Raw genomic sequence first — 19751 nt, 5'->3', positions numbered from 1 at the left:
TGCGAAAGCGGTGTGTCAGGCAGCGAATGCATCAACTGATACACCGCCTTCGCGAGCAAGCCCGCTCCCACAGGGGATTGGGGTGGGGCCTGAGACCCCGGGTGTATGGAGATCAAAGGTGGGAGCTGGCTTGCCTGCGAAAGCGGTGGTCAGCCACCAAATGCATCAACTGACAGGCCGCCTTCGCGGGCAAGCCCGCTCCCACAGGGGGCTCAAGGTATGGCTCAGGCACCCGGGTGTATGGAGATCAAATGTGGGAGCTGGCTTGCCTGCGAAAGCGGTGTGTCAGGCAGCGAATGCATCAACTGACAGACCGGCTTCGCGGGCAAGCCCGCTCCCACAGGGGGCTCAAGGTATGGCTCAGGCACCCGGGTGTATGAAGATCAAATGTGGGAGCTGGCTTGCCTGCGAAAGCAGTGGATCAGCCACCAAATACATCAACTGACAGGCCGCCTTCGCGGGCAAGCCCGCTCCCACAGGGGATTGGGGTGGGGCTCAGGCACTCGGGCATATGGAGATCAAATGTGGGAGCTGGCTTGCCTGCGAAAGCGGTGGGTCAGGCAGCGAATGCATCAACTGATACACCGCCTTCGCGGGCAAGCCCGCTCCCACAGGGGATTGGGGTGGGGCCTGAGAACCCGGGTGTATGAAGATCAAAGGTGGGAGCAGTTATTGGCTCATCTGCTCCAACGTGTAGCGCAATGAAGCCGCCAACATCGGCCCGTGCCCCAGGCCCGGGAATGCCTGGTAGCGCACGGTCAGTCCCTCGACACTTTGCAGCGAGGCCAACAGGCGCTTGACCGCGCCATCATCCTGCGGCTTGGCGGCCCTGGTCGGGCTGGCCGGTTCTGCATCACCGCGCATCAGCAGCAAGGTCGGCCGCTTTGCGTGCAGGCGCTGCGCGAGTCCGTCGGTATGAATCACGCCATTGTTCCACCACAGCGACGGGCTCGCCGCGGCGTAGTCGTCAAACGCTTGCGGACGCGTCGTCAAGGCATGCAGCACCAACAACCCACCATAGGAATGCCCCCACAGCAATTGCCGCCTGGGTTGTATCTCCAGGCGCTGGTTGACCAGCGGCCGGATCTGCTCCGTCAGCAAATCCAGGAACTGATCGGCGCCTCCGCTGGGCACATTCGTCAAGGGATCACGTTGCGCGCCCTCGCCCACTCTCGGGGTGTAGTCGAACGTCCGCGCATTGCGCTCGATGCGCAGCGGCGTCGCATACCCCACCGCCACCAGTACCGGCGGCGCCGGGCGATGGGACAGGTGGTTGAGCAGTTTGGTATCCAGCGCCGCCATCGCCGCATTGCCATCGAGCAGATAGGCCACGGGGTTGGCCGCGCTGACCTTGAGCGGGCGCCCCAGCCACACTCGGTAGTGCCGCGCGCCGTCAGCCGAGTCCAGCTCCAGCGTGCTGAACTGGTAGTCGCTGGCCTCGCGCAATACCGGTGCATCCATCAGTTGGTCGGGTGCCGGCTGGGCACAGGCACATTGCACAATAAACAACGCCAACCAGCATGCGCGCCCCATCAGAACGACGCCGTCAGGCTGGTGTACAAGGTGCGCCCGGACTGGTTGTAGGTCGCGGCGCCGGCGCCTTCGATGTTGTTCACGCCCTGGGCATTGCCCTCGCGCCACAGGCGTTTGTCGAACACGTTGTCCACGCCGGCCGTGAGGCTGAGGTTTTTTGTCAGGGCGTAGGTACCGCTCACCCCGGCAATCGCATACGGCGAGAGTTGGTTGTTGCTGGTGCCGGTCACGCGGTTGCCGTGATAGTCGTATTTCTTCGGCGTCTGCTTGCCGTACCAGGCCACGCTCGCCTGCAGGGACAGGTCCTGGGTGGCCTGCCAATCGAGCATCGAATTGAGGGTGTACTTGGGCGTGACCGACAGCACATCACCGGTCTGTTTGTTTTTCGATTGGAGCATGTAGGTGAAGTTGTTGGTCCAGTTGACCTGCTCGCCCAGCGGCAGCGCAACGGTACCTTCCAGGCCTTCGACCAGCGCCTTGGGCACGTTCTCCCACTTGAAGATGCTCGCGCGGGCGGTGCTGCCGGTGCCGCCGGACGCGGTGCCGACCGGGGTCAGGCCGGACTCGATCTTGTTTTTATAGTCGTTGCGAAAATACGTCAGGCCGGCGACCACGCCGTCATTGCGGTACTCCAGGCCCAGTTCCTTGTTGACGCTGGTTTCCGCGTCGAGGTCGGCATTGCCTTGCAGGTAGCAACTGGTGGTCTGGCCGTAGCAACCCTGGCCGTTGCTGTACAGCAGGTAGTTGGGGTTGAGCTGGTAGAGGTTCGGCGCCTTGTATGAACGGGCGATGCCGGCCTTCAAGGTCAACGTGTCGGTGAGCACCTGGGACAGGTTGAGCGACGGGCTCCAGTTGTCGCCGACGACGTTGTGGTGGTCCAGGCGCAGGCCCGGGGTCAGGCGGGTGCCGGGGCGCAGCTCGATGTTGTCTTCGGCGAACAGCGAAAAAATGCGCGACGCCGACGAGTCACTGCGAGAGGTGCTCGACAAGCCAGGCACGCTGCCGCCGGCCGTGGTGGTTTGCAGGTTGGCATTCGGGTCGCCGAGCTTCTGTTCGACCCACTCGCTGCCGAGCGTCAGCACCTGGTCGACACCTGCGTGCAGCGGCAGGTTGACTTCACCGTGGGCGGTCAGGTCGCGCAGTTCGTTGGTGCTGAAACTGTTGGCGGAGAAGATCCCCTCCAGGCCACCGGCCAGGCCTTCATTGAGACGGCGGTTGCGAGTCTTTTCATACTGCACGTAGGCCAGGGTGCTGCCAAAATCCCATTCGCCGCGATGGGTCACGGCGTAGGTTTCACGGTAGAGAATATTGGTTTCATGCCCCAGCATGTTTTTCACGGTGGCGTTGCTGTTGGTGTTCTGGGTATCGCCGGTATAGATATTGCCCTGGCGGCTGAAACCGGCCTCCAGGTCGAGGGTTTGCTCGGGAGTGAAGTTCCAGCTGAGCAGGCCGTTGACGTCTTTGTTGCGCACCCCCTCGCGCCCCGCCGGCAGCGTGCCGACCTGGTTGCCGGTGCGCAGGGATTCATGCCCGCTGTTGATGTCGGCATCGTCGGCGTTGGTCTTGGCCACGTTGCCGTACACGCGGTAGCTGAGAGTGTCGGTGAGCGGGCCATTGAGGCCGAAGTTCATGCGCTCGGTCTCACCTTCGGCCGAGTGCTGGGCGAAGTTGTGGTAGATCGTTGCCGAGCCGTGCGTTTGCGTGCCCGGCTGCTTGGTGATGATATTCACCACGCCACCCGCCGCACCGTTGCCATAACGCGCTGCCGCGGGGCCGCGAATGACTTCGATGCGCTCGACCTGATCGGCTGGCACCCAGTTGCTGTCGCCGCGGCTGTCACGCTCGCCACGCCAGCCATAGCGCACCGAATTGCGGCTGCCGACCGGCTTGCCGTCCACCAGGATCAGGGTGTTTTCCGGGCCCATGCCGCGAATGTCGATCTGGCGGTTGTTGCCGCGCTGGCCGCTGCTGGAGTTGCCGGTGAGGTTGACGCCGGGCATGGTGCGGATGATGTCCGACAAGTCGTTGGCCGGTGGGCGTTTCTTGATGTCTTCAGCGGTGATGATCGACACACCGGGCATCTGCTTGATCTCTTCCTGAGCGGTGCCCAATACGGTCTGGGTCGGCAGCTCCATCTGCGCAGGGGTTTCGGCCTCGGCGGCGAAACTGCTGACGGGCAACAGGCTGCAAATACTCACGGCAAGCAGGGACAAGCGGAACATGCGGGGATCTCCAAGCGCAGCCCGACCGATAGCGGTGGGCCATCAAAGATCGCAGATGATAATCAGATGCAATTGCGAGTAAAGAACATTAACTTTCTAAACATTTGCTGTGGGCAGGCGCAGATTCATGCGCAATCCCGAAGCGCCCTGGGTCGCCCACAGCTCGCCACCCTGCAGTTCGATGGCACGCCGCGCGATGCTCAACCCCAGGCCAAAACCGGTGCCCACCGTGCCGTCCAGCCGCAGGTAGGCTTCAAAGATGCGCTGCAGATCACCCTCGGCAACGCCTGGCCCCTGGTCTTCGATCACCAGCCACCAGCGGTCGCCATCCCGCTGGCCGCTCAGGCGAATCACGCCGTTGGGCGGTGAATGGCGGATGGCGTTGCGCAGGATATTTTCCACGGCCTGGGCGAAGCTGTTGAGGTGCACGTGCACCTGGCACGTACTGTCCAGCTCGCACACCAGCGCTTCGAGCGGCCAGCCGGTTTCGAAATGCGCGTCCTGCACCAGCGCTTCCCAGACGGAGGCCACCACCACCGCTTCGGCTTCCAGGCGAGGTTTTTCGGTGTCGAGCCAGGCCAGGTTGAGGGAGTCGTCCACCAGCCGGCGCATCTCCTCGACTTCCCGCGACAGGCGTTGCTGCAACTGCTCGGGCGGCAGGCCGCTGTCACTGGCGATTTTCAAACGTGCCAGTGGCGTGCGGATTTCATGCGACAAGGTGCGCAGCAATTGCCGCTGCTGATTGAGGCTCTGGCGCAGGCGCTCGGCCATGTGTTCATAGGCGCGGGCCAGTTCGCCGAGTTCATCCGGACGGCGCGTCACGCTGCTGCTGGCCAGCGGTGCGAGGTCGCCGGCACTCAACGCGTTGGCGCGTTCGCGCAGTTCATTCAACGGCTGCACCAGATGGCGGTACAGCACCAGCCCCAGTGCCAGCGCCAACAACGCCGGCACCAGGCCGTGGGTGAACACATGGGTCCACGGCGTGAGACCCGGCGGCAACAGGCGTTCGGGCAATTGCATCACCAACCGCCCACGCTCGGGGTGCTCCGGGAAAGCCATGCTCACGTAAGGCAATTCGTCTTCGAGGCGCTTGCTCATTGGCCAACTGAGCTTGCGCATGAACGTCAGGTGGCTGACCTGTTCGGCGCTCAACGGCGTGGTGCCCAGGCTTTGCAGGTAGTCATCCAGCACCGCCACCCAGGTGTGTTCGCGCTGCTGCAATGCCAGGCGCCAGCGCTCTACCGCCGCGGCGTCGCCAGTGGCTGCCACGCGCTCGGCCTCGGCCGCATAGGCAGCCAGGGCGATGCGGTCGGACACCTCCAGGAAGTAGGTGTTGCGCTCCACCCGCAAGCCCCAACTCCACACCAGCCATACCAGCAGCAAACAGGCACACACTTGCAGCAGCGCCATTTTCCACAGCAAGGGATGACGACGTTGCATCAGGCGCCGTCGCACAACAGCACATAACCCTGATGGCGCACCGCGTCGATGCGAATGCCCTGTGCCTCGACGGCAGCCAGCTTGCGCCGCAGGTTGCACACGTGCACATCGAGGCCACGATCCAGGCGGGTATAGGGCCGGTGCAGCACGTGCTGGTAGAGGAAGGCCTTGGTCAGTGCCTCGCCTGTGTGCTCATGCAGCGTGCACAACAGACGGAATTCCGACGAGGTCAGGCCGGCGGCGCGGCCGTTGAAGCTGACGTCCCGCGCTTGCGCGTCGAACGCCAGGGCGGAAGGCCGCGAAGGCATCGACGGCGCCCGCGTGCCGCAATCGATCGCCACGCGCCGCAGCAACGCGTCGATGCGCACATCCAGTTCGGCCAGGCTGAAGGGCTTGGGCAGGTAGTCATCGGCGCCTTGGCTGAAGCCGGTGATGCGATCCTGCTCGGCGCCCAGTGCCGACATCAGGATCACCGGCGTACCGCGCTCCTGGCGCAGCCGCGCCAGGATATTCAAGCCACTTTCACTCGGCAGCATGATGTCCAGCAGGATCAATTCCACCGGTGCCTGCAGCGCCAGGTCCAGGCCCTGGCCACCGCAATGGGCGCTGTTCAAGGCAAAGCCGCGCCGGCTGAGATGGTTGCTCAGGTGCGTGCACAGCTCGACGTCATCCTCGATGATCAGGATGCGCGGGCTGGGGGATAAAGACGGGGCCAGATGATAAGTATTCACAATTACGTCAGTTTCGCATTCGACGAAACATTTCGCAATGTTCACTCACCCCGGCACTGTCCCTCCGCCTGCAATTGACGCCCCTGCGCTTGCGCCCGGCCCACCAGGCGCAGCAGGTTGCCGCTCCAGATGTTGCCGATATCCGCCTCGCTGTATCCGGCCTGCAGCAACGCTTCGGTGATCTTCGGCAATTGGCTGACATCCTCCAGACCCCGCACCCCGCCACCGCCGTCCCAGTCCGCGCCGATCCCTACGTGCAGCGGCCCGACCTGCTCCAGCGCGTGCAGCAGATGGCGCATGAAGTCGGCAAAAGTCGCCTGGGGGTTGGGATAACGCTGCTGCACGTCGAGGATCTGCGCCGACAGCGCCTGGAACTGCGCCGGCTGCAGCGCCGGCATCAGGCGCAAGCGCTCGAACAGCGGCTTGAGCGCCTTGTCACGCTGGGGATTGGGCGGCTGCGCGATCAGGTAGCTGCCATAGGTATTGACCTGAATCACCCCGCCACTCGCCGCCAGGCGACGCATGCGCGCGTCGTCGAGGTTGCGCGGGTGCGGGTTGATCGCGCGGCTGCTGGAATGCGAGACGATGATCGGCGCGCGCGACAAGGCGAGCATCTGGTCGAACGCCTGGTCGGACGCATGTGAGGCATCCAGCAGCACGCCCAGGCAATTGGCGCGCTGCACCAGGTCGCGCCCGACCGGGCTCAGGCCGTGCCATTGGGGAATGGCGGTGGCCGAATCCGCGACTCGATTGTTGGCGCTGTGCACCAGGCCAAGCATGCGCAGGCCGAGGCGCTGATAAGTCGCCAACAGCCGTGGGTCGGCAGCCAGGGGCTCGGCGTTTTCCATGCTGATAAACACCACGCGCTTGCCCTCGGCAGCCAGGCGTGGCGCATCCTGCGGCTGCAACGCCAGGCCGAATTGCGCCGGGTAGCGCGCCACCATGTCGCGAATACGCGTCAGGGTCGCCAGGCCTTGGTCGGCGGCCCGCGCCACGCCGGCTTCATCGTCGCTGCCCTGGGGCGTGTACACCGCCCAGAAACCGCCGTCGAGACCGCCTTCGACCATGCGCGGCAGGTCGACCTGGGACAAGTCTTCACGGCCATGCCGCTGCAAAATACTCCAGCCCGGGCGCGACAATTGCCGAGGCGTATCCAGGTGGCTGTCGAGCACCAGCAAGCGCTCATGCAGCGCACGCGCCTGGGGGCTGACCTCGGCGTACGCCGGCACAATCGCCAGGCTCAGCAGCAGTGCGAGCAACCTCATGGGCCGATCCCGAACAGGCGCTCGGCCTGCAGCGGCGCCGTCACCAGAGCCTGCAGGGTCGCCAGCAACGGGCCGTCACACAGCGCGTGCAACTTGGCGTGCAACAAACCATCGCGGCCGGCCGCATCCAGCGCGGCATCCGGCCCGTCATAGGCCAACTCGACCGACTCGCCGGTCAACGCGTGCACACTCAAGGCCGCAGGAAATCCTCCGCTGCGCGCTTGGCGCTGGTCCATCTCGGCACTCGCTTCAATATGCACACGCGCCATGAACGCCAGCACCTGCGGATCGGCAAGCGCCTCGCCCTCGAAGTCTTCCAGCGCGGCGCGCCCGCGGACAAAGGCGCTGGCCACCACATACGGCAAGCTGAAACGCGCGGCCAGGTCATTGTCGATCGCCCGGGTCGACAGCGACCGCGCACTGCCGGCGTTGACCCGCACCACCACGCTCACCACCTGCCCCGCCGGCACCTGCTGACGCAGTTCCAGCGCCAGGCGAATCGCCGTCTGGCAACCAAAACAGGCGGGATACGGTTTGATCGCAAAGCTGTCGAGGTGCTTCTCCAGCGGATCGGCGGATAAAAACCCATCCTGTGCGGTATCAAATCCAAAGCTGGCCAGCCAGCCGTGCTCGCCGGTCAGGAACGCCGCCGGCCCGGTGGCGCCCGCCTGGGCGAGCAACACCGACTGCACTGCGTGCTGGGCGGAAAACCCCACGGCCAGGTCCTTGTCCTGGCTGTAACTGCCCACCGTCGGCGACAGCGCCGACAGCAACCCGGCACTCAGGGCGCTGGCGGCAATGGCGGTGCCGTGACAGGCGCGGTCAAGGTCGTCATCGAGCAACGCCGAACCACCCAGCGCCGCGGCCACCGGTGCGATCAGCGAGGTGGTACGAAACCCCGCCTGCGCCGTGCGGTGGCCACGTCCCAGGGCCTCGGCCAGGGAAATATTGGCCGCGAAGGCGATCCACAGCGCCCGCAGCAAGCGCTCGCCGACCACGCCATGCTGTTCGGCCAGCGCCAGAATCGCCGGGATGATCACCACGGCGGCGTGCCCGTTGTTGCGCGGGTTGATCAACACCTCCTGGAAGTCCAGCGCCTCGGCGGCGGTGCCATTGAGCAGCGCGGCGCGCGCGGGGTCGGTGCGCAGCGTCGCGCCCCACACCGAGCACCCGGCGGCGACCGGCTGCGCCAGGGCACTGTCGATGCGGGTGCCGCCCACTTGATGGCGCCTTGCGTACGCGGCGATCGCCACGGTGTCGGCGAGCAGCCGCCCGAGCGCACGCGAGACCGCGTCGGGGATGGGAGCCTCAAGCAATAGCAGATGTCGTGCGACCCACTGCCGGTCTATCGTCGTTGCCACGGTTATTGAACCCCTTGCGCCATGATGCCGCCATCGATCACGAAGTCCGTGCCGTTGGCGTACTGAAAAGCCGGCCCGGTAAGGGCCACGATGGCCTGCGCCATTTCCCGGGGTTCGGCGAGCCGGCCCAGGGGAATGCTGGCCAGAAGATGTTGCTCATCCAGGCGCCCGGCCTCGATGGCGCTTGCGACCATGCGCGTGCGGGTGTAGCCGGGGCTGACGGAGATCGCGCGCACCGAGGCCGCGGCGAAATCCAGTGCCAGCACCTCGGTCATTGCCACCACGCCGGCCTTGGCGGCGGCGTAGCTGGCCCGGCCGGGGCCGGAACGGTGAGCGATGAATGAAGCGATGTTGACGATCAACCCGGCGCCCGACGCCGCCAATGCTGGAAACGCCGCCTGGCAGCTGTAAAACGCGCCGCTGAGATTGGTCTGCAGCACCGCCTGCCAATCTTCGGCGCGCATATCGATGGCCGACGCGCGGCGCGCGATACCGGCGCAGGTCACCAACACGTCCAGGCGCTGCAAGCCTTCGGCGGCGCGCTGGAGGGCGGCCGGGTCACGCACATCCACGGCGGTGATGGGAAACCCGGCCTGCGGATTCGGCGCCAGGTCCCAGCCGATCACTTCGGCGCCCTGCTCCTGGAATACCTGGGCCACGGCCAGGCCGATGCCACTGCCGGCACCGGTGATCAACACACGTCTTGAAGGGCTCATAGCAAGGCGCCTTGTTCGAGTAACACACGTTTCACCGCATCAAACCCGGTGCGCTGCGCCAGCCGGCTGGACAGCGCGGCCGACACGCCCGCCGCATGCCCGGTGGCAAAACTGGTGCCCATCACCCGCACGGAGCCGAAGGCGATGTCGTCGGCACCAATCGAGCTGCCGGCCAGCCACAGGTTGTCGCTGCCTTCGGGAATCAGTGCACCAAACGGCACATGAAACCAGCCGTGGTGCGGGATGGCGCGGTACTCGGTGACGCCGGACCGCGGGTGCAATTCACAAGGCCAGCCGGAACGGGCGATGCCATTCGAGCGTTGCCGTGCACTCAGCGCGTCGTCGGCCACCACGTCCTGCTGGGAGATCACGCAGCGGGTGGAGCGGATGCCCAGTTGCGGCCCGCTGGTTTCCAGGATCGCCTGGGCAAACCCGGGCACGGTGCGGCGCAACGATTCGAGGTAGTCATGGGCGATGGTGCGGGCTTCGATTTCAGCGCGGGTCAGGTAGTGCGCGTCGGTGTTGACCAGGTCGACATCGATCATCATCGCCCAGTAGCTGCCCGACCACGGCAACGGCACGAAGTAACCGCCATTGCTGCGCGCCAGGTGACGCCGTGTGCGCCGTTGGTAGTCGATGACGGCCGCTTGCAGGGCCTCGCGGTCCGGCGCATGCCCGGGCTCGACATTGCCGATGCGCACGGTCAGGGTCGCGGCCTGCAGGCGCGGGCGCAGGCTATGCGGGGCGATCATCGCCGCCACATTCGCGTTGCCGGTGGCATCCACCACACTGCCGACCTCGAGGCGCAGGCTGCCTTCGGGATGGCTGCACAGCAAGGCATCGATATGGCCGTTCTTGCCTTCGGTAGCGATGACGCGGCAATGCAGCAGCGGCGTGATGCCGGCGCGCAGCACCAGGCGATCGAGCACGGTCTTCAGGCGTTCGGGGTCGAGCAGGATGATCCAGTTACCCGAGCTTTGCAGCACCGGTTCCACCGAATGCCCGAACGCCTGCAGGGCATCCAGCACCCGCTGCCCCATGCCAGCCACCACCCGCTCCGGCGTCGGGCCGCTGGTGAGGAAGCCACAGTAGGACTGCACCCCGGAGATGGTCGCAGTGCCGCCGAAGAAACCATAGTCCTCGATCAACACCACGCGCCGGCCACACTCGGCCGCTGCCAGCGCTGCGGCAATCCCGGCCGCGCCACCGCCGACGACGGCCACGTCATAAAAAGCGCTCATAGCACGGTGTCGAGAAAGTCACGGGTACGCGGGTCCCGTGGCGTGTCAAAAAATGCCTCGGCCGTGGCGTGCTCCACCACCTCGCCCTGATCGATGAAATACACGTAGTCGGCGACCTCGCGGGCAAAGCGCATCTCATGGGTGACCAGTACACAGGTCATGCCCTGGGCGGCGATCGAACGGATAACCCCCAGCACTTCTTTCACGGTGTGCGGGTCGAGGGCGGCGGTCACCTCATCAAACAGCATCACCTGGGGCTGCATGCACAGGCCCCTGGCGATTGCCACCCGCTGCTGCTGGCCGCCGGACAACTCGCCGGGATACGCCTGTTCCTTGCCTTCCAGGCGCACCTGTTGCAACAGCGCGCGGGCTTCTTGCTCGACGGCGTGGCGGTCGCGCCCGAGGACCTGGACCGGCGCCATGCTGACGTTCTGCAACACCGTGCGATGGGGGAACAGGTTGTAGCTCTGGAACACGATGCCCACCCGCTGGCGCAACTGCTGCAGGGGCAATTGCGGGCTGCCGATCAGTGCGCCGTCGAGGGTGATTTCGCCCTGGTCGATCTCGGCCAGGGCGTTGATGCAGCGCAACACCGTGGACTTGCCCGACCCCGACGGGCCGATGATGCACACCACTTCGCCACGCCCCACGGCCAGGTCGATGCCCTTGAGCACCGGCGTGTCACCGTAGGCCTTGCTCACCGCGTGCAAGGCGATAAAGGGGTTTTCCAGGATACGTTTCATGGGTTACCTGTAGGCCAGGCGCCGTTCCAGGGAACGGGCCAGCAGTGAAAGCGGAAAGATGTAGAAAAAGAACAACGCCAGCACCAGCCCGTAGACCGGCAGCAACAGATCGGTGCGCGCGGTGGCGGCGAGGATCTCGCGGCTGGCGCTGAGCAACTCCCCTACCCCGACCAGGCTGGCGAGCGCGCTGGACATGGTCACCACGCAGTACAGGCCCAACGCCGGCGGCACCATCAGCCGCAAGGCCTGGGGCAGGATCACATGACGCAGTTGGGCCACCGGGCCGTAGCCCAGGGCGGTGGCGGCTTCCCACTGGGTCCGTGGGATCGACTGCAAGGCGCCGCGCACGATTTCCGAAGCATTGCCCGCCGCCGGCAAGGCCAGGGCAAAGACCGCTTTGAGCCACGCCGGCAAGCTGATCACCGCGCCGGTCAGGTGCCATTCATAGGGCAGCAGGTGCATCACAAAAAACATCACCACCAGCCACGGCGCGTTACGCAGCAACTGCGTCAGCCCGCGTGCGCCCAGCCGCAGCACGCGCGAACGGGCGCGCTGCAGGGTCCCCAGACAGACACCGGCAAGGCACGCCAACAGCATCGCCAACACACCGATCCACAGGTTCAGCGCAAAGCCCTTGAGCATCAGCGGCAACCACGGCAGCAGGGCCACAATCACCTCGTTCATGCACCACCCCCGGGAATCTGCAGGCGCCCTTCCAGACGGTGCAGTGCCCAGGCCAGCACTGCCATTGCGCAGAAATACGTGACCAGGACCAGCAGCATCATTTCCACCACGTTATACCGCTCACTCCAGATTTCCTGGGCGCTGTACAACACCTCGGGCACTGCCACGGCGTAGGCAATGGAGCTGCCCTTGATCAGCTGCACCATGTTGTTGCCCAGCGCCGGCAAACAGGCACGCAAGGCCAAGGGCAACTGGATATGCCACAGCCGACTCGCGCGCCCATACCCCAAGGCCAGGGCCGCGTCGCGGGTGCTGGGCGGCACCGCGAGCAGCCCGGCGCGCACGATTTCCACCGCAAACGCGCCGTAATGCAGGGTGATGCACAACGCCGCCAGCCCGAACGGGTTGGCGTACCAAGGGGCCGCGCCACCCTCCAGGCCGCCGCGCAACAACGCGCCGACGCCGAAGTAAATGAAGTACAACTGCGCCAGGCTGGGCGTATTGCGCAGCAGCTCGACATAACCGCGCACCAGCCAGCGCAACGGCCGCGAAGCCCCCATCGCCAGGGCACCGAACAGGCCGATCAAGCACGAACCGAAAATGCCAATGGCCGAGAGTTGCAAGGTGGTGACGATGCCGGAGGCAAATTGGCGGGCGGTCCAGCCGTCGTAGAACACCGGAAAATTCCAGCCGGTGCGGGTATTGAGACGTTCAAATCCGTCGGTGAGGCGTTGCAGGAAATACGGCAGGCTCTGTTTATCCTGCGCCGCACTCTCGACTTCGCTCGGGTCCAGCGGATGTTTGTGCGGCAAGCCATAGCGGCTTTCCAGTTCATACAGGAAACCGCTCTGGCGCCAGTGCAACGCCAGTTGCTCCAGAAGCTCGCGCCACTGCGCGTCGCCCTTGGCCACGGCCATGCTCCAGGGAGCTTCGAGAATCACCGGCAACTGGATGCGATAGCCCTGCCATTGCTGGCTGTCCTGCAGGCGCAGGCGCGCCACCGCCTCGTCCATCACCTGGCCGATGCAGCGTCGGTCACGCAGGGCCTGGGCGCTTTCGGTGAGCCCGGCGAACGCGAGGATATTGACCCCATAACGCTCGGACACCGCCTGGTTGTAGGTCGAGCCCTGGCTGCTGCACAACGTCGCACCGCGCAGGCTCTCCCAACTTGCCACCGGCTGGTCGTCGCGGGTCAGCAACACCGCGCCAGAGGCATAGAAGCCCGGGAAGATGAAGTCCACCAGGCGCTGGCGTTCTTCGGTCACGCTGAAGCCGGTGATGATCACGTCGCACTTACCCTGCTGCACGAACGGCACGCGATTGGCGCCGCTGGTCGCGATGGTCTGTGCGCCGATCTCGCGGCCCAGGCGCTGGCTGAGGGATTGGCGCAGGTTTTCCAGCAGGTCGGCGTTGAAACCCACCGCCTGCCCCGACGGCGTCAGGTAAGCGAACGGACGGTTCTCGACATTGGTGCAAGCGTTGACCACCCCACGCGCATGGATGCGCTGCAACACCGACCCGTCCTCGGCCATCGCGCCCAGCGCAGCCGTCAGCACGCTGACCGCCAGCCAGGCCTTGAGCAACCGCATCACCACGAATACGTCGCCTTGAGGTAGTAGAACGCGCCGTTCATGCCGAATGGCGAGTAGGAGATGTAGTTGACGTTCTGATGGCCGGGGTTGTTCAGGCTGTTGCGTTTGTCCGGGTAAGCGTCGGTGACGTTGTCGCCGCCCACGGTGAATAGCCAGTCGGTGTAGCGGTAGCTGGTGGACAGGTCCAGCACCCATTTGGCATCGAAACGCTGGTCGTAGGCCGCGCCGGTGTTACTCACCGCCAGGAAGCTGCCGTAGCGCACGAGGTTGGCGTGCAGGCCCCAGTTGTCTTTGCTGTAGTCGGTGGAAAACGACAGCTTGCTGCGCGGTGTGCTGTCGGTGAGTACACCGTAACGGTCGCGGCGGTCGATGCGGTCCAGGTTCAGGCCGCTCTGCGCCAGCGCGGTGGGGTTGTCCTTGATGTCGGTGACGCGCGTCTTGCTGTAGCTGTAGCCCACCGTGCTGTTGAGGCGACCGCCATTGTCGAAGCGGTAGCGATGCTGGCCGGTGAGGTCGACGCCACGGGTCTGGGTGTCCACCGCGTTGGTGAAGTAGCGCACCGACTGGTAGAGATCGGTGGCAATCCCGTTGGCCGCCAGGTAAGCCTGGCCGGCGGCGGTTTGCACGTTGAGGTTGCTCGACAGGGTCACCCGGTCATTGATGTTGATCTGGTACACATCGAGCGTGGCGCTGAAATCATCAGTCGGTTGCAGCACCAAACCCAGGCTGATGTTGCGCGACTTCTCGGCCTTCAAATCCTCTGCACCGAGCAAGCGTGCAATCGGCGAATCCACCGAGGCGGTGAGCTGGTCCTGGTAGGCGTTGATCGACGTGTTGAGGGCGCTGGTGGTCGCCGAGTAATGCTGTTGCGCCAGGGACGGCGCGCGGTAGCCGGTGGACACACTGCCGCGCACGGCGACCACCGGGTTGAAGTCATATCGGCTGGAGAACGAGCCGGTGGTGGCACCGCCGAAGTCGTTGTAGTCGTCATGGCGCAGGGCAACCGAGGCGCGCCATTTATCGGTCAGGTTGGTTTCCAGGTCGATGTACTGCGCCACCACATCGCGGCGGTAGCTGCCGCTGTCGCCGGGCTTGAGGCCGGAGAAACCTTCGGCGCCGGTGCCGTAGTAGGAGTTGGCTTCGCCGCTGCTTTCCTGGTAGGTCTGGTGCTGGTATTCCAGGCCGAACGCCACCGACAACGGGTTGCTCAACAGCGGCACCGCCAACTCGTTGCTGAAGTCCAGCTGGTACACCGCCAGGCTGCTGGTGAGGCTGCCGTCATCGAAGTTCTGCTGGGCATTGCCGGTGTCGCGGTACAGGTACCGGTTGAGGGTGTCGCGGCTGCTCAGGTCGATTTCATTGCGACCGTAGTCGACGCTGGCGTCCCATTTCCAATCGGCCAACAGCCCACGCAGGCCCAGTACCAGCGATTGGTCCTGGGTCTCGGCGTGCAGGCGCGGCAGGTAGCCTTCAGGGTGCGCAGCGCGGTCGAAGGTGGAAGCGCGACCGTTGCGAAAGGCATCCCAGGTATCGCCAGTGGACTTGTTGTAGCCGGCAAACCCGTAGGCGGTCAGGTCGTCGCTCAAGGCGTAATCGGCGTTGAGCATGACCTTGCCGTTGGTGATGTCCGGGTCGCCAAGGCGATACGTGGTGCTGCCATAACCCGGCGCGCCAGGATTGCGATTGTCCGGACCGGCGCGGTTGGTGAAGTCATTGTTGTTGCCGTCGAAACTCAAGTGCGCACTGCCGCGCTCGCCGAGTTTGAAACCGGTGTCGGCGTCGACATGACGCTGGATGCCGTCGCCCTTGGAATACTGGCCGTAGCTGGTGGTGACCTGCCCGCCCTCGTCATCTTTCTTGAGGATGACGTTGATCACCCCGGCAATCGCATCCGAGCCGTAACGCGCCGATGCGCCGTCGCCCAGCACTTCGATATGGTCGATCGCCGACAGCGGAATCGCCCCCAGATCCACCGGCGCCGAGCCACGGCCCTGGGTCACGTTGGTGTTGAGGAAGGCACTGGTGTGCCGACGCTTGCCATTGACCAGCACCAGCACTTGGTCCGGCGACAGGCCGCGCATCTGCACCGGGCGGATGATCCCGGTGAACCCGGAGCTGGCCGGACGCGGGAAATTCAAGGACGGGATCAACCGCGACAGGGCTTCGGACAACTCGTTGCTGCCGGTGCTTTGCAGGGTTTTGCTGGACACCACCTGGATCGGTTGCATTGACTCCAGCACAGTCCGGTTTTCCGAGCGCGTGCCGGTCACCACCACCGCATTCAACTGCGGGGTGGTGTCGCTGTCTTCTGCCGCTTGTGCCTGCATGCCTGCCACGACTGCCACCACCGCGAGCGACAGCCTGCACTGTTTGAACCTGCCCTTGATCATTCCTTATTCCCCAGCCAACAGCCGTCACCGCGCCCTGACATAAACGCAGGGGCAGTGGCTGTCGAACATTTGTCTATTCAAAAGTTGATAAAAGAGTGGCCAGGGGGCAATTCGGTGGTGTGTTGATTGCTTGCCTGGTATGTCACACGGGGCCCAATTTACCTGCCCTGCGCGGCCATACCTATGGAAAAAACAGCGGACAACACTAACTTTTACTCATGTGGCACTGCGGTTATATGGTTAAAAGAACACGGTCTATTTGAAGACGGTTTATTGATTGAGCGCGATAAAAGATCAGGCTATAAGTGCTCGGTTTTATTAACAGGCAATACCCGAGTGTTCTAACTTATGAATCTTCGCCAGATGGAAGTCTTCCGTTCCATCATGCTCACCGGCAGCATCGCGGGCGCCGCCGAGTTGTTGCATATCTCCCAGTCCGCCGTGAGCAAAATGCTCAGCCACACCCAGCAACGTGGTGGTCCCAAGTTGTTCGAACTGGTCAAGGGCCGCCTGGTCCCGACCAGCGAAGCGCGCGAGCTGTACGAAGAGGTCGAGCGGCTGTGGCGCAACGTGGAACGGGTGCGTGAGTTGTCCAGCGAACTGGCCAACCCGTCCAAGGGCAACCTGTACATCGCGGCCTCCCCCAGCCTGGGCATGTCGGTGGTGCCGCAGAGCCTGGCGCAGACGGTCAAGGAGCGGCCGGACCTGAGCGTGAAAGTGATCCTGCCGCTGCCCGGCGCCCTGACCGATGTGGTCGCGGAGAAAATCGTCGACATCGGCATCACCACCTTTGAAGTCGACCACCCGAGCATCACCGTGCATGCCCGCTATAGCTGCCCGTTGGTGTGCATCATGGCGCCGACACACCCGCTGGCCTCACGCGAGTCGATCAGCCCCGCCGACCTGATCGGGCACCGCCTGATCTCGGTGCCGTTGCAGGAGCTGTATGGCATCAACGAGGAAAAGGTCTACGGCGACGTGCTCGCGCAGCTGAACATTGGCCTGCAAGTGCGCTCAGGGTTGATCGCCAGCCTGTTCAGCCTGGCCAGCGGCGAGATCGCCGTGGTCGACGCCCTCGCGGTTTCCGGCAACCTGCTGCCGCTGGTGATCAGGCCTTTCGACAGCCCGGCGGCGGTGAACATCTCGGTGATCCACAACAGCTTCAAGCCACTGTCACCCCAGGCGCTGCTGTTTCGCGACATGGTCATGCAGCACCTGCAAGGGGTATCTGCCAGTTATCAGTGATGTCGGGGGGCTTATCCGTTGTTTGGGTAACGGCTGATATGGGTTCTGCCCTTACGGCGGGTCACTTTTGGAAGGACCGGAAGGCCGGCCCAGCCAAAAGTGACCAAAAGGCTCTTGCCCCACCACTCGGTGCCTAAGATCAAGATCACAAGCCAAATCAAGAGCCAGAGCCAGGGCAGACCACTGTCTATCTGACAAATGGAGATCCAAATGTGGGAGCGGGCTTGCTCGCGAATGCAGTGTGTCAGTCAACAAATTCATTGGCTGATCCACCGCATTCGCGAGCAAGCCCGCTCCCACATTTTTTGACCGTGTCCGGCTTCCTTCCCTAGGCGAGGTGCCGAATGTCGGGGCGAGAGCCCTTTTAGTCAGGCCGGCATTCTGGGCTCTTTTCCAAAAGTGACCTGTCGTAAGGCCGGAACCATCAGCAGCCGTTACCCAAAAAACGGATATGCCCCCAAAAGCCTCACGCAGTTATATCCATAGCAATAAACGATATTGGTATATACCAGATTGCTCCCTTATAAATCGCCCCCATCACAGGACGTTGGGCTGGAGTAACACGCGATGGTGTCGGTAAAGGTAATGCTGGAGTACTTTCATCCCTGGCCGAATTCGGCGGGGTTGTACCTGGCACGGGAACGCGGCTGGTATGAAGAACTGGGCCTGGATGTAGAGCTGGTGGTACACGACCCCTACCGTGGCGACACCCTGCAGCACCTGCTCACCGGTGCCGCGGATTTTGGCGTGTTCCCCAGCAACCGCCTGCTGGTGCGCCGTGGCCTCGGCCAGGCGCTGCAAGGCATCGCGGCGATCAACCATGCGGGGCTGGAGTCGATCCAGACCCTCACCGACTCCGGCATCCGTCGCCCCCGCGACCTGGTGGGCAAGCGCCTGGCCCTCAACCCGACGCCGCGCGGCCTGGCCATGGTGCGTCACCTGGTCAGCCGCGATGGCGGCGATCCCGATGGCGTGATCCTGGTGGACAGCGGCGTGCGCGAGTTGCGGCCCGAGCAACTCGCCGAGGGTATTGCCGATGCCAGTTTCGGTGGCTACTGGGCCTGGGAAGCGCTGATGCACAGCCCTATCGAAGACGCGCGTCGGGTGGTGCTGCCGGTCGACGAGATCGGCGCGCCGGCGTATCACAGCTACCTGCTCGGCGCCCACGAGCGCACCCTGGCAGACCGGCCCGAGGTGGTGCGCGATTTCCTCGCAGCCACTGCCCGCGGTTATCTGGCGGTGGCACAGGAGCCGTCGATTGCCCTCGCCGCCTACGAGCACACCACGCCGTATTTTCCGGCGGAATTGCTCAGCGCCTCGCTGCATAAAATCGCCCCGACCTGGCTGCATCAAGGCCGCTGGGGCGAACAACGCCAGGCGCTGCTCGCCCCCTACGCCGAATGGCTGCACGCGCATGCGGTGCTCGACAATCCGCAGGTGTGGGAAGGGGCAACCAGCAACGCCTACCTGCCCGAGGTGCACGCATGAATCCGCAACGCACCGCCCACGGCCTGGGGCTGGAGCCCGTCGCGGCCGACTGGCCGGCCCTGCACGAAACCGATATCGAACAGCTGCTGCACGACTACCCGCAACTGGGCCCGCTGCAGAGCCTGCACTGGCACAGCCCGCGACCGTTTTCCGCCGCCGGCCTGATCACCACTGGCGAGGCGACGGTGTTCGTCAAACGTCATCACCAGCACGTGCGCCAAGCCGCGTGGCTGGAGGAAGAACACCGCCTGATCGCCCACCTGCATCGCCAGGGCGCGCCAGTGGCGGCAGTGGTGCCAAACCGGCATGGCGCCACGGCGACGGGGCAAGGTGAGTGGACGTATGAAGTGCACCACGTCGCCGAGGGCCTGGACCTGTACCGCGACGCGCTGTCGTGGTCGCCGTTTCAAAACACCCGGCACGCCCTCGCCGCAGGCCAGGCATTGGCCCGTCTGCACCTCGCCGCCGAAGCCTACGACGCCCCTCAACGCCAGACCCAGGTGCTGCTGGCCAACGCACGGTTGATAGAACAATCAAACCCGCTGGAAGGCATCAGCAGCCCCTACCTCGCCGACAAGGAGTGGCGCACTCATCTCGGCGAGTTGCTGTTGCCGTGGCACGCAGAACTGCATCCGCTGTTGCGTGAGCAACCGCCACTGTGGACCCACAACGACTGGCACGCCTCTAACCTGCTGTGGAACGCCGACGGCAGCGTTTCCAGCGTGCTGGATTTCGGCCTGGCCGACCGCACTTTCGCCCTCTTCGACCTCGCCACTGCCATCGAACGCAACGCCGTGCCCTGGCTGGACCTTGATACGGGTGGCGTAGCGCGCGCCGCTCTCGACAGCGTGGATGCCCTGCTCGCCGGGTATCACCAAGTACGCCCATTGAGCACCCGCGACCTGCTCACCCTCAGCGCCCTGTTGCCGCTGGTGCACGTGGATTTCGCCCTGTCCGAGGTGGCGTATTACCAGGACGTGGTGGGCTCCACCGCCAGCGCCGATATCGCCTATTACGCCTACCTGCTCGGTCATCTACGCTGGTTCGCCGGTGCCGAGGGGCAACGGTTGCTTGGCCATATCCGGCGTAAAAGCGTATGA

General features: G+C 64.4%; 15 protein-coding genes. 3 read left to right on the top strand and 12 right to left on the bottom strand.

Annotation, left to right across the window (positions count from 1 at the left end; translation table 11 throughout):
* Positions 1 to 669: 669 nt before the first annotated feature.
* The 12 genes from NTD80_RS09460 to NTD80_RS09405 form a co-directional block, all read right to left on the bottom strand.
* Positions 670 to 1533, bottom strand: coding sequence for an alpha/beta hydrolase (locus tag NTD80_RS09460; protein ID WP_262133310.1), 864 nt, complete (start codon positions 1531 to 1533; stop codon positions 670 to 672).
* Positions 1533 to 3755: a TonB-dependent siderophore receptor gene (locus NTD80_RS09455; protein ID WP_262133308.1), complete on the bottom strand. Its 2223-nt coding sequence runs from the start codon at positions 3753 to 3755 to the stop codon at positions 1533 to 1535. The genes NTD80_RS09460 and NTD80_RS09455 overlap by 1 nt, the downstream gene beginning before the upstream one ends.
* 96 nt (positions 3756 to 3851) lie before the next feature.
* Positions 3852 to 5195: a sensor histidine kinase gene (locus NTD80_RS09450; protein WP_262133307.1), complete on the bottom strand. Its 1344-nt coding sequence runs from the start codon at positions 5193 to 5195 to the stop codon at positions 3852 to 3854.
* Positions 5195 to 5926 (bottom strand): response regulator transcription factor, encoded by a 732-nt coding sequence (locus tag NTD80_RS09445; protein WP_315974933.1) that lies wholly within the window; start codon positions 5924 to 5926, stop codon positions 5195 to 5197. The genes NTD80_RS09450 and NTD80_RS09445 overlap by 1 nt, the downstream gene beginning before the upstream one ends.
* 41 nt (positions 5927 to 5967) lie before the next feature.
* Positions 5968 to 7191: a dipeptidase gene (locus NTD80_RS09440; RefSeq protein ID WP_262133306.1), complete on the bottom strand. Its 1224-nt coding sequence runs from the start codon at positions 7189 to 7191 to the stop codon at positions 5968 to 5970.
* On the bottom strand, positions 7188 to 8552 hold the full coding sequence (locus NTD80_RS09435; RefSeq protein ID WP_158267383.1) for an MmgE/PrpD family protein: 1365 nt from the start codon (positions 8550 to 8552) through the stop codon (positions 7188 to 7190). Before NTD80_RS09435 ends, NTD80_RS09440 begins: the two co-directional genes overlap by 4 nt.
* A gap of 2 nt (positions 8553 to 8554) precedes the next feature.
* Positions 8555 to 9268 carry an SDR family NAD(P)-dependent oxidoreductase gene (locus tag NTD80_RS09430; RefSeq protein ID WP_262133303.1) on the bottom strand — a complete coding sequence of 238 codons (714 nt, stop codon included), beginning with the start codon at positions 9266 to 9268 and terminating at the stop codon, positions 8555 to 8557.
* Positions 9265 to 10509 carry an FAD-dependent oxidoreductase gene (locus tag NTD80_RS09425; protein ID WP_262133301.1) on the bottom strand — a complete coding sequence of 415 codons (1245 nt, stop codon included), beginning with the start codon at positions 10507 to 10509 and terminating at the stop codon, positions 9265 to 9267. The genes NTD80_RS09430 and NTD80_RS09425 overlap by 4 nt, the downstream gene beginning before the upstream one ends.
* Positions 10506 to 11252: an amino acid ABC transporter ATP-binding protein gene (locus NTD80_RS09420; protein ID WP_120449127.1), complete on the bottom strand. Its 747-nt coding sequence runs from the start codon at positions 11250 to 11252 to the stop codon at positions 10506 to 10508. Before NTD80_RS09420 ends, NTD80_RS09425 begins: the two co-directional genes overlap by 4 nt.
* A gap of 3 nt (positions 11253 to 11255) precedes the next feature.
* The gene (locus tag NTD80_RS09415) at positions 11256 to 11936 is read right to left on the bottom strand and encodes an amino acid ABC transporter permease (RefSeq protein WP_106803255.1); all 681 of its coding nucleotides are present in this window, start codon (positions 11934 to 11936) and stop codon (positions 11256 to 11258) included.
* Positions 11933 to 13525 carry an ABC transporter substrate-binding protein/permease gene (locus NTD80_RS09410; protein ID WP_240435316.1) on the bottom strand — a complete coding sequence of 531 codons (1593 nt, stop codon included), beginning with the start codon at positions 13523 to 13525 and terminating at the stop codon, positions 11933 to 11935. Before NTD80_RS09410 ends, NTD80_RS09415 begins: the two co-directional genes overlap by 4 nt.
* On the bottom strand, positions 13525 to 15918 hold the full coding sequence (locus tag NTD80_RS09405) for a TonB-dependent receptor plug domain-containing protein (RefSeq protein WP_201145392.1): 2394 nt from the start codon (positions 15916 to 15918) through the stop codon (positions 13525 to 13527). The genes NTD80_RS09410 and NTD80_RS09405 overlap by 1 nt, the downstream gene beginning before the upstream one ends.
* 348 nt (positions 15919 to 16266) lie before the next feature.
* On the opposite strand from NTD80_RS09405, the gene NTD80_RS09400 reads away from it, so the two are divergent.
* The 3 genes from NTD80_RS09400 (at position 16267) to NTD80_RS09390 (ending at position 19751) form a co-directional block, all read left to right on the top strand.
* Positions 16267 to 17163: a LysR family transcriptional regulator gene (locus NTD80_RS09400; RefSeq protein ID WP_083221388.1), complete on the top strand. Its 897-nt coding sequence runs from the start codon at positions 16267 to 16269 to the stop codon at positions 17161 to 17163.
* A gap of 567 nt (positions 17164 to 17730) precedes the next feature.
* Complete coding sequence (locus NTD80_RS09395; protein ID WP_262133296.1) at positions 17731 to 18651, top strand: ABC transporter substrate-binding protein; 921 nt, start codon at positions 17731 to 17733, stop codon at positions 18649 to 18651.
* Complete coding sequence (locus tag NTD80_RS09390) at positions 18648 to 19751, top strand: phosphotransferase enzyme family protein (RefSeq protein WP_262133294.1); 1104 nt, start codon at positions 18648 to 18650, stop codon at positions 19749 to 19751. Before NTD80_RS09395 ends, NTD80_RS09390 begins: the two co-directional genes overlap by 4 nt.

Origin of the sequence: Pseudomonas sp. 13B_2.1_Bac1, assembly GCF_025466155.1 — a bacterium.
In the GTDB taxonomy this organism is placed as follows: Bacteria; Pseudomonadota; Gammaproteobacteria; order Pseudomonadales; family Pseudomonadaceae; genus Aquipseudomonas; species Aquipseudomonas aylmerensis.
Note: the sequence above shows the minus strand (reverse complement) of the source record. Positions and strands in the feature narration are given on the sequence as shown.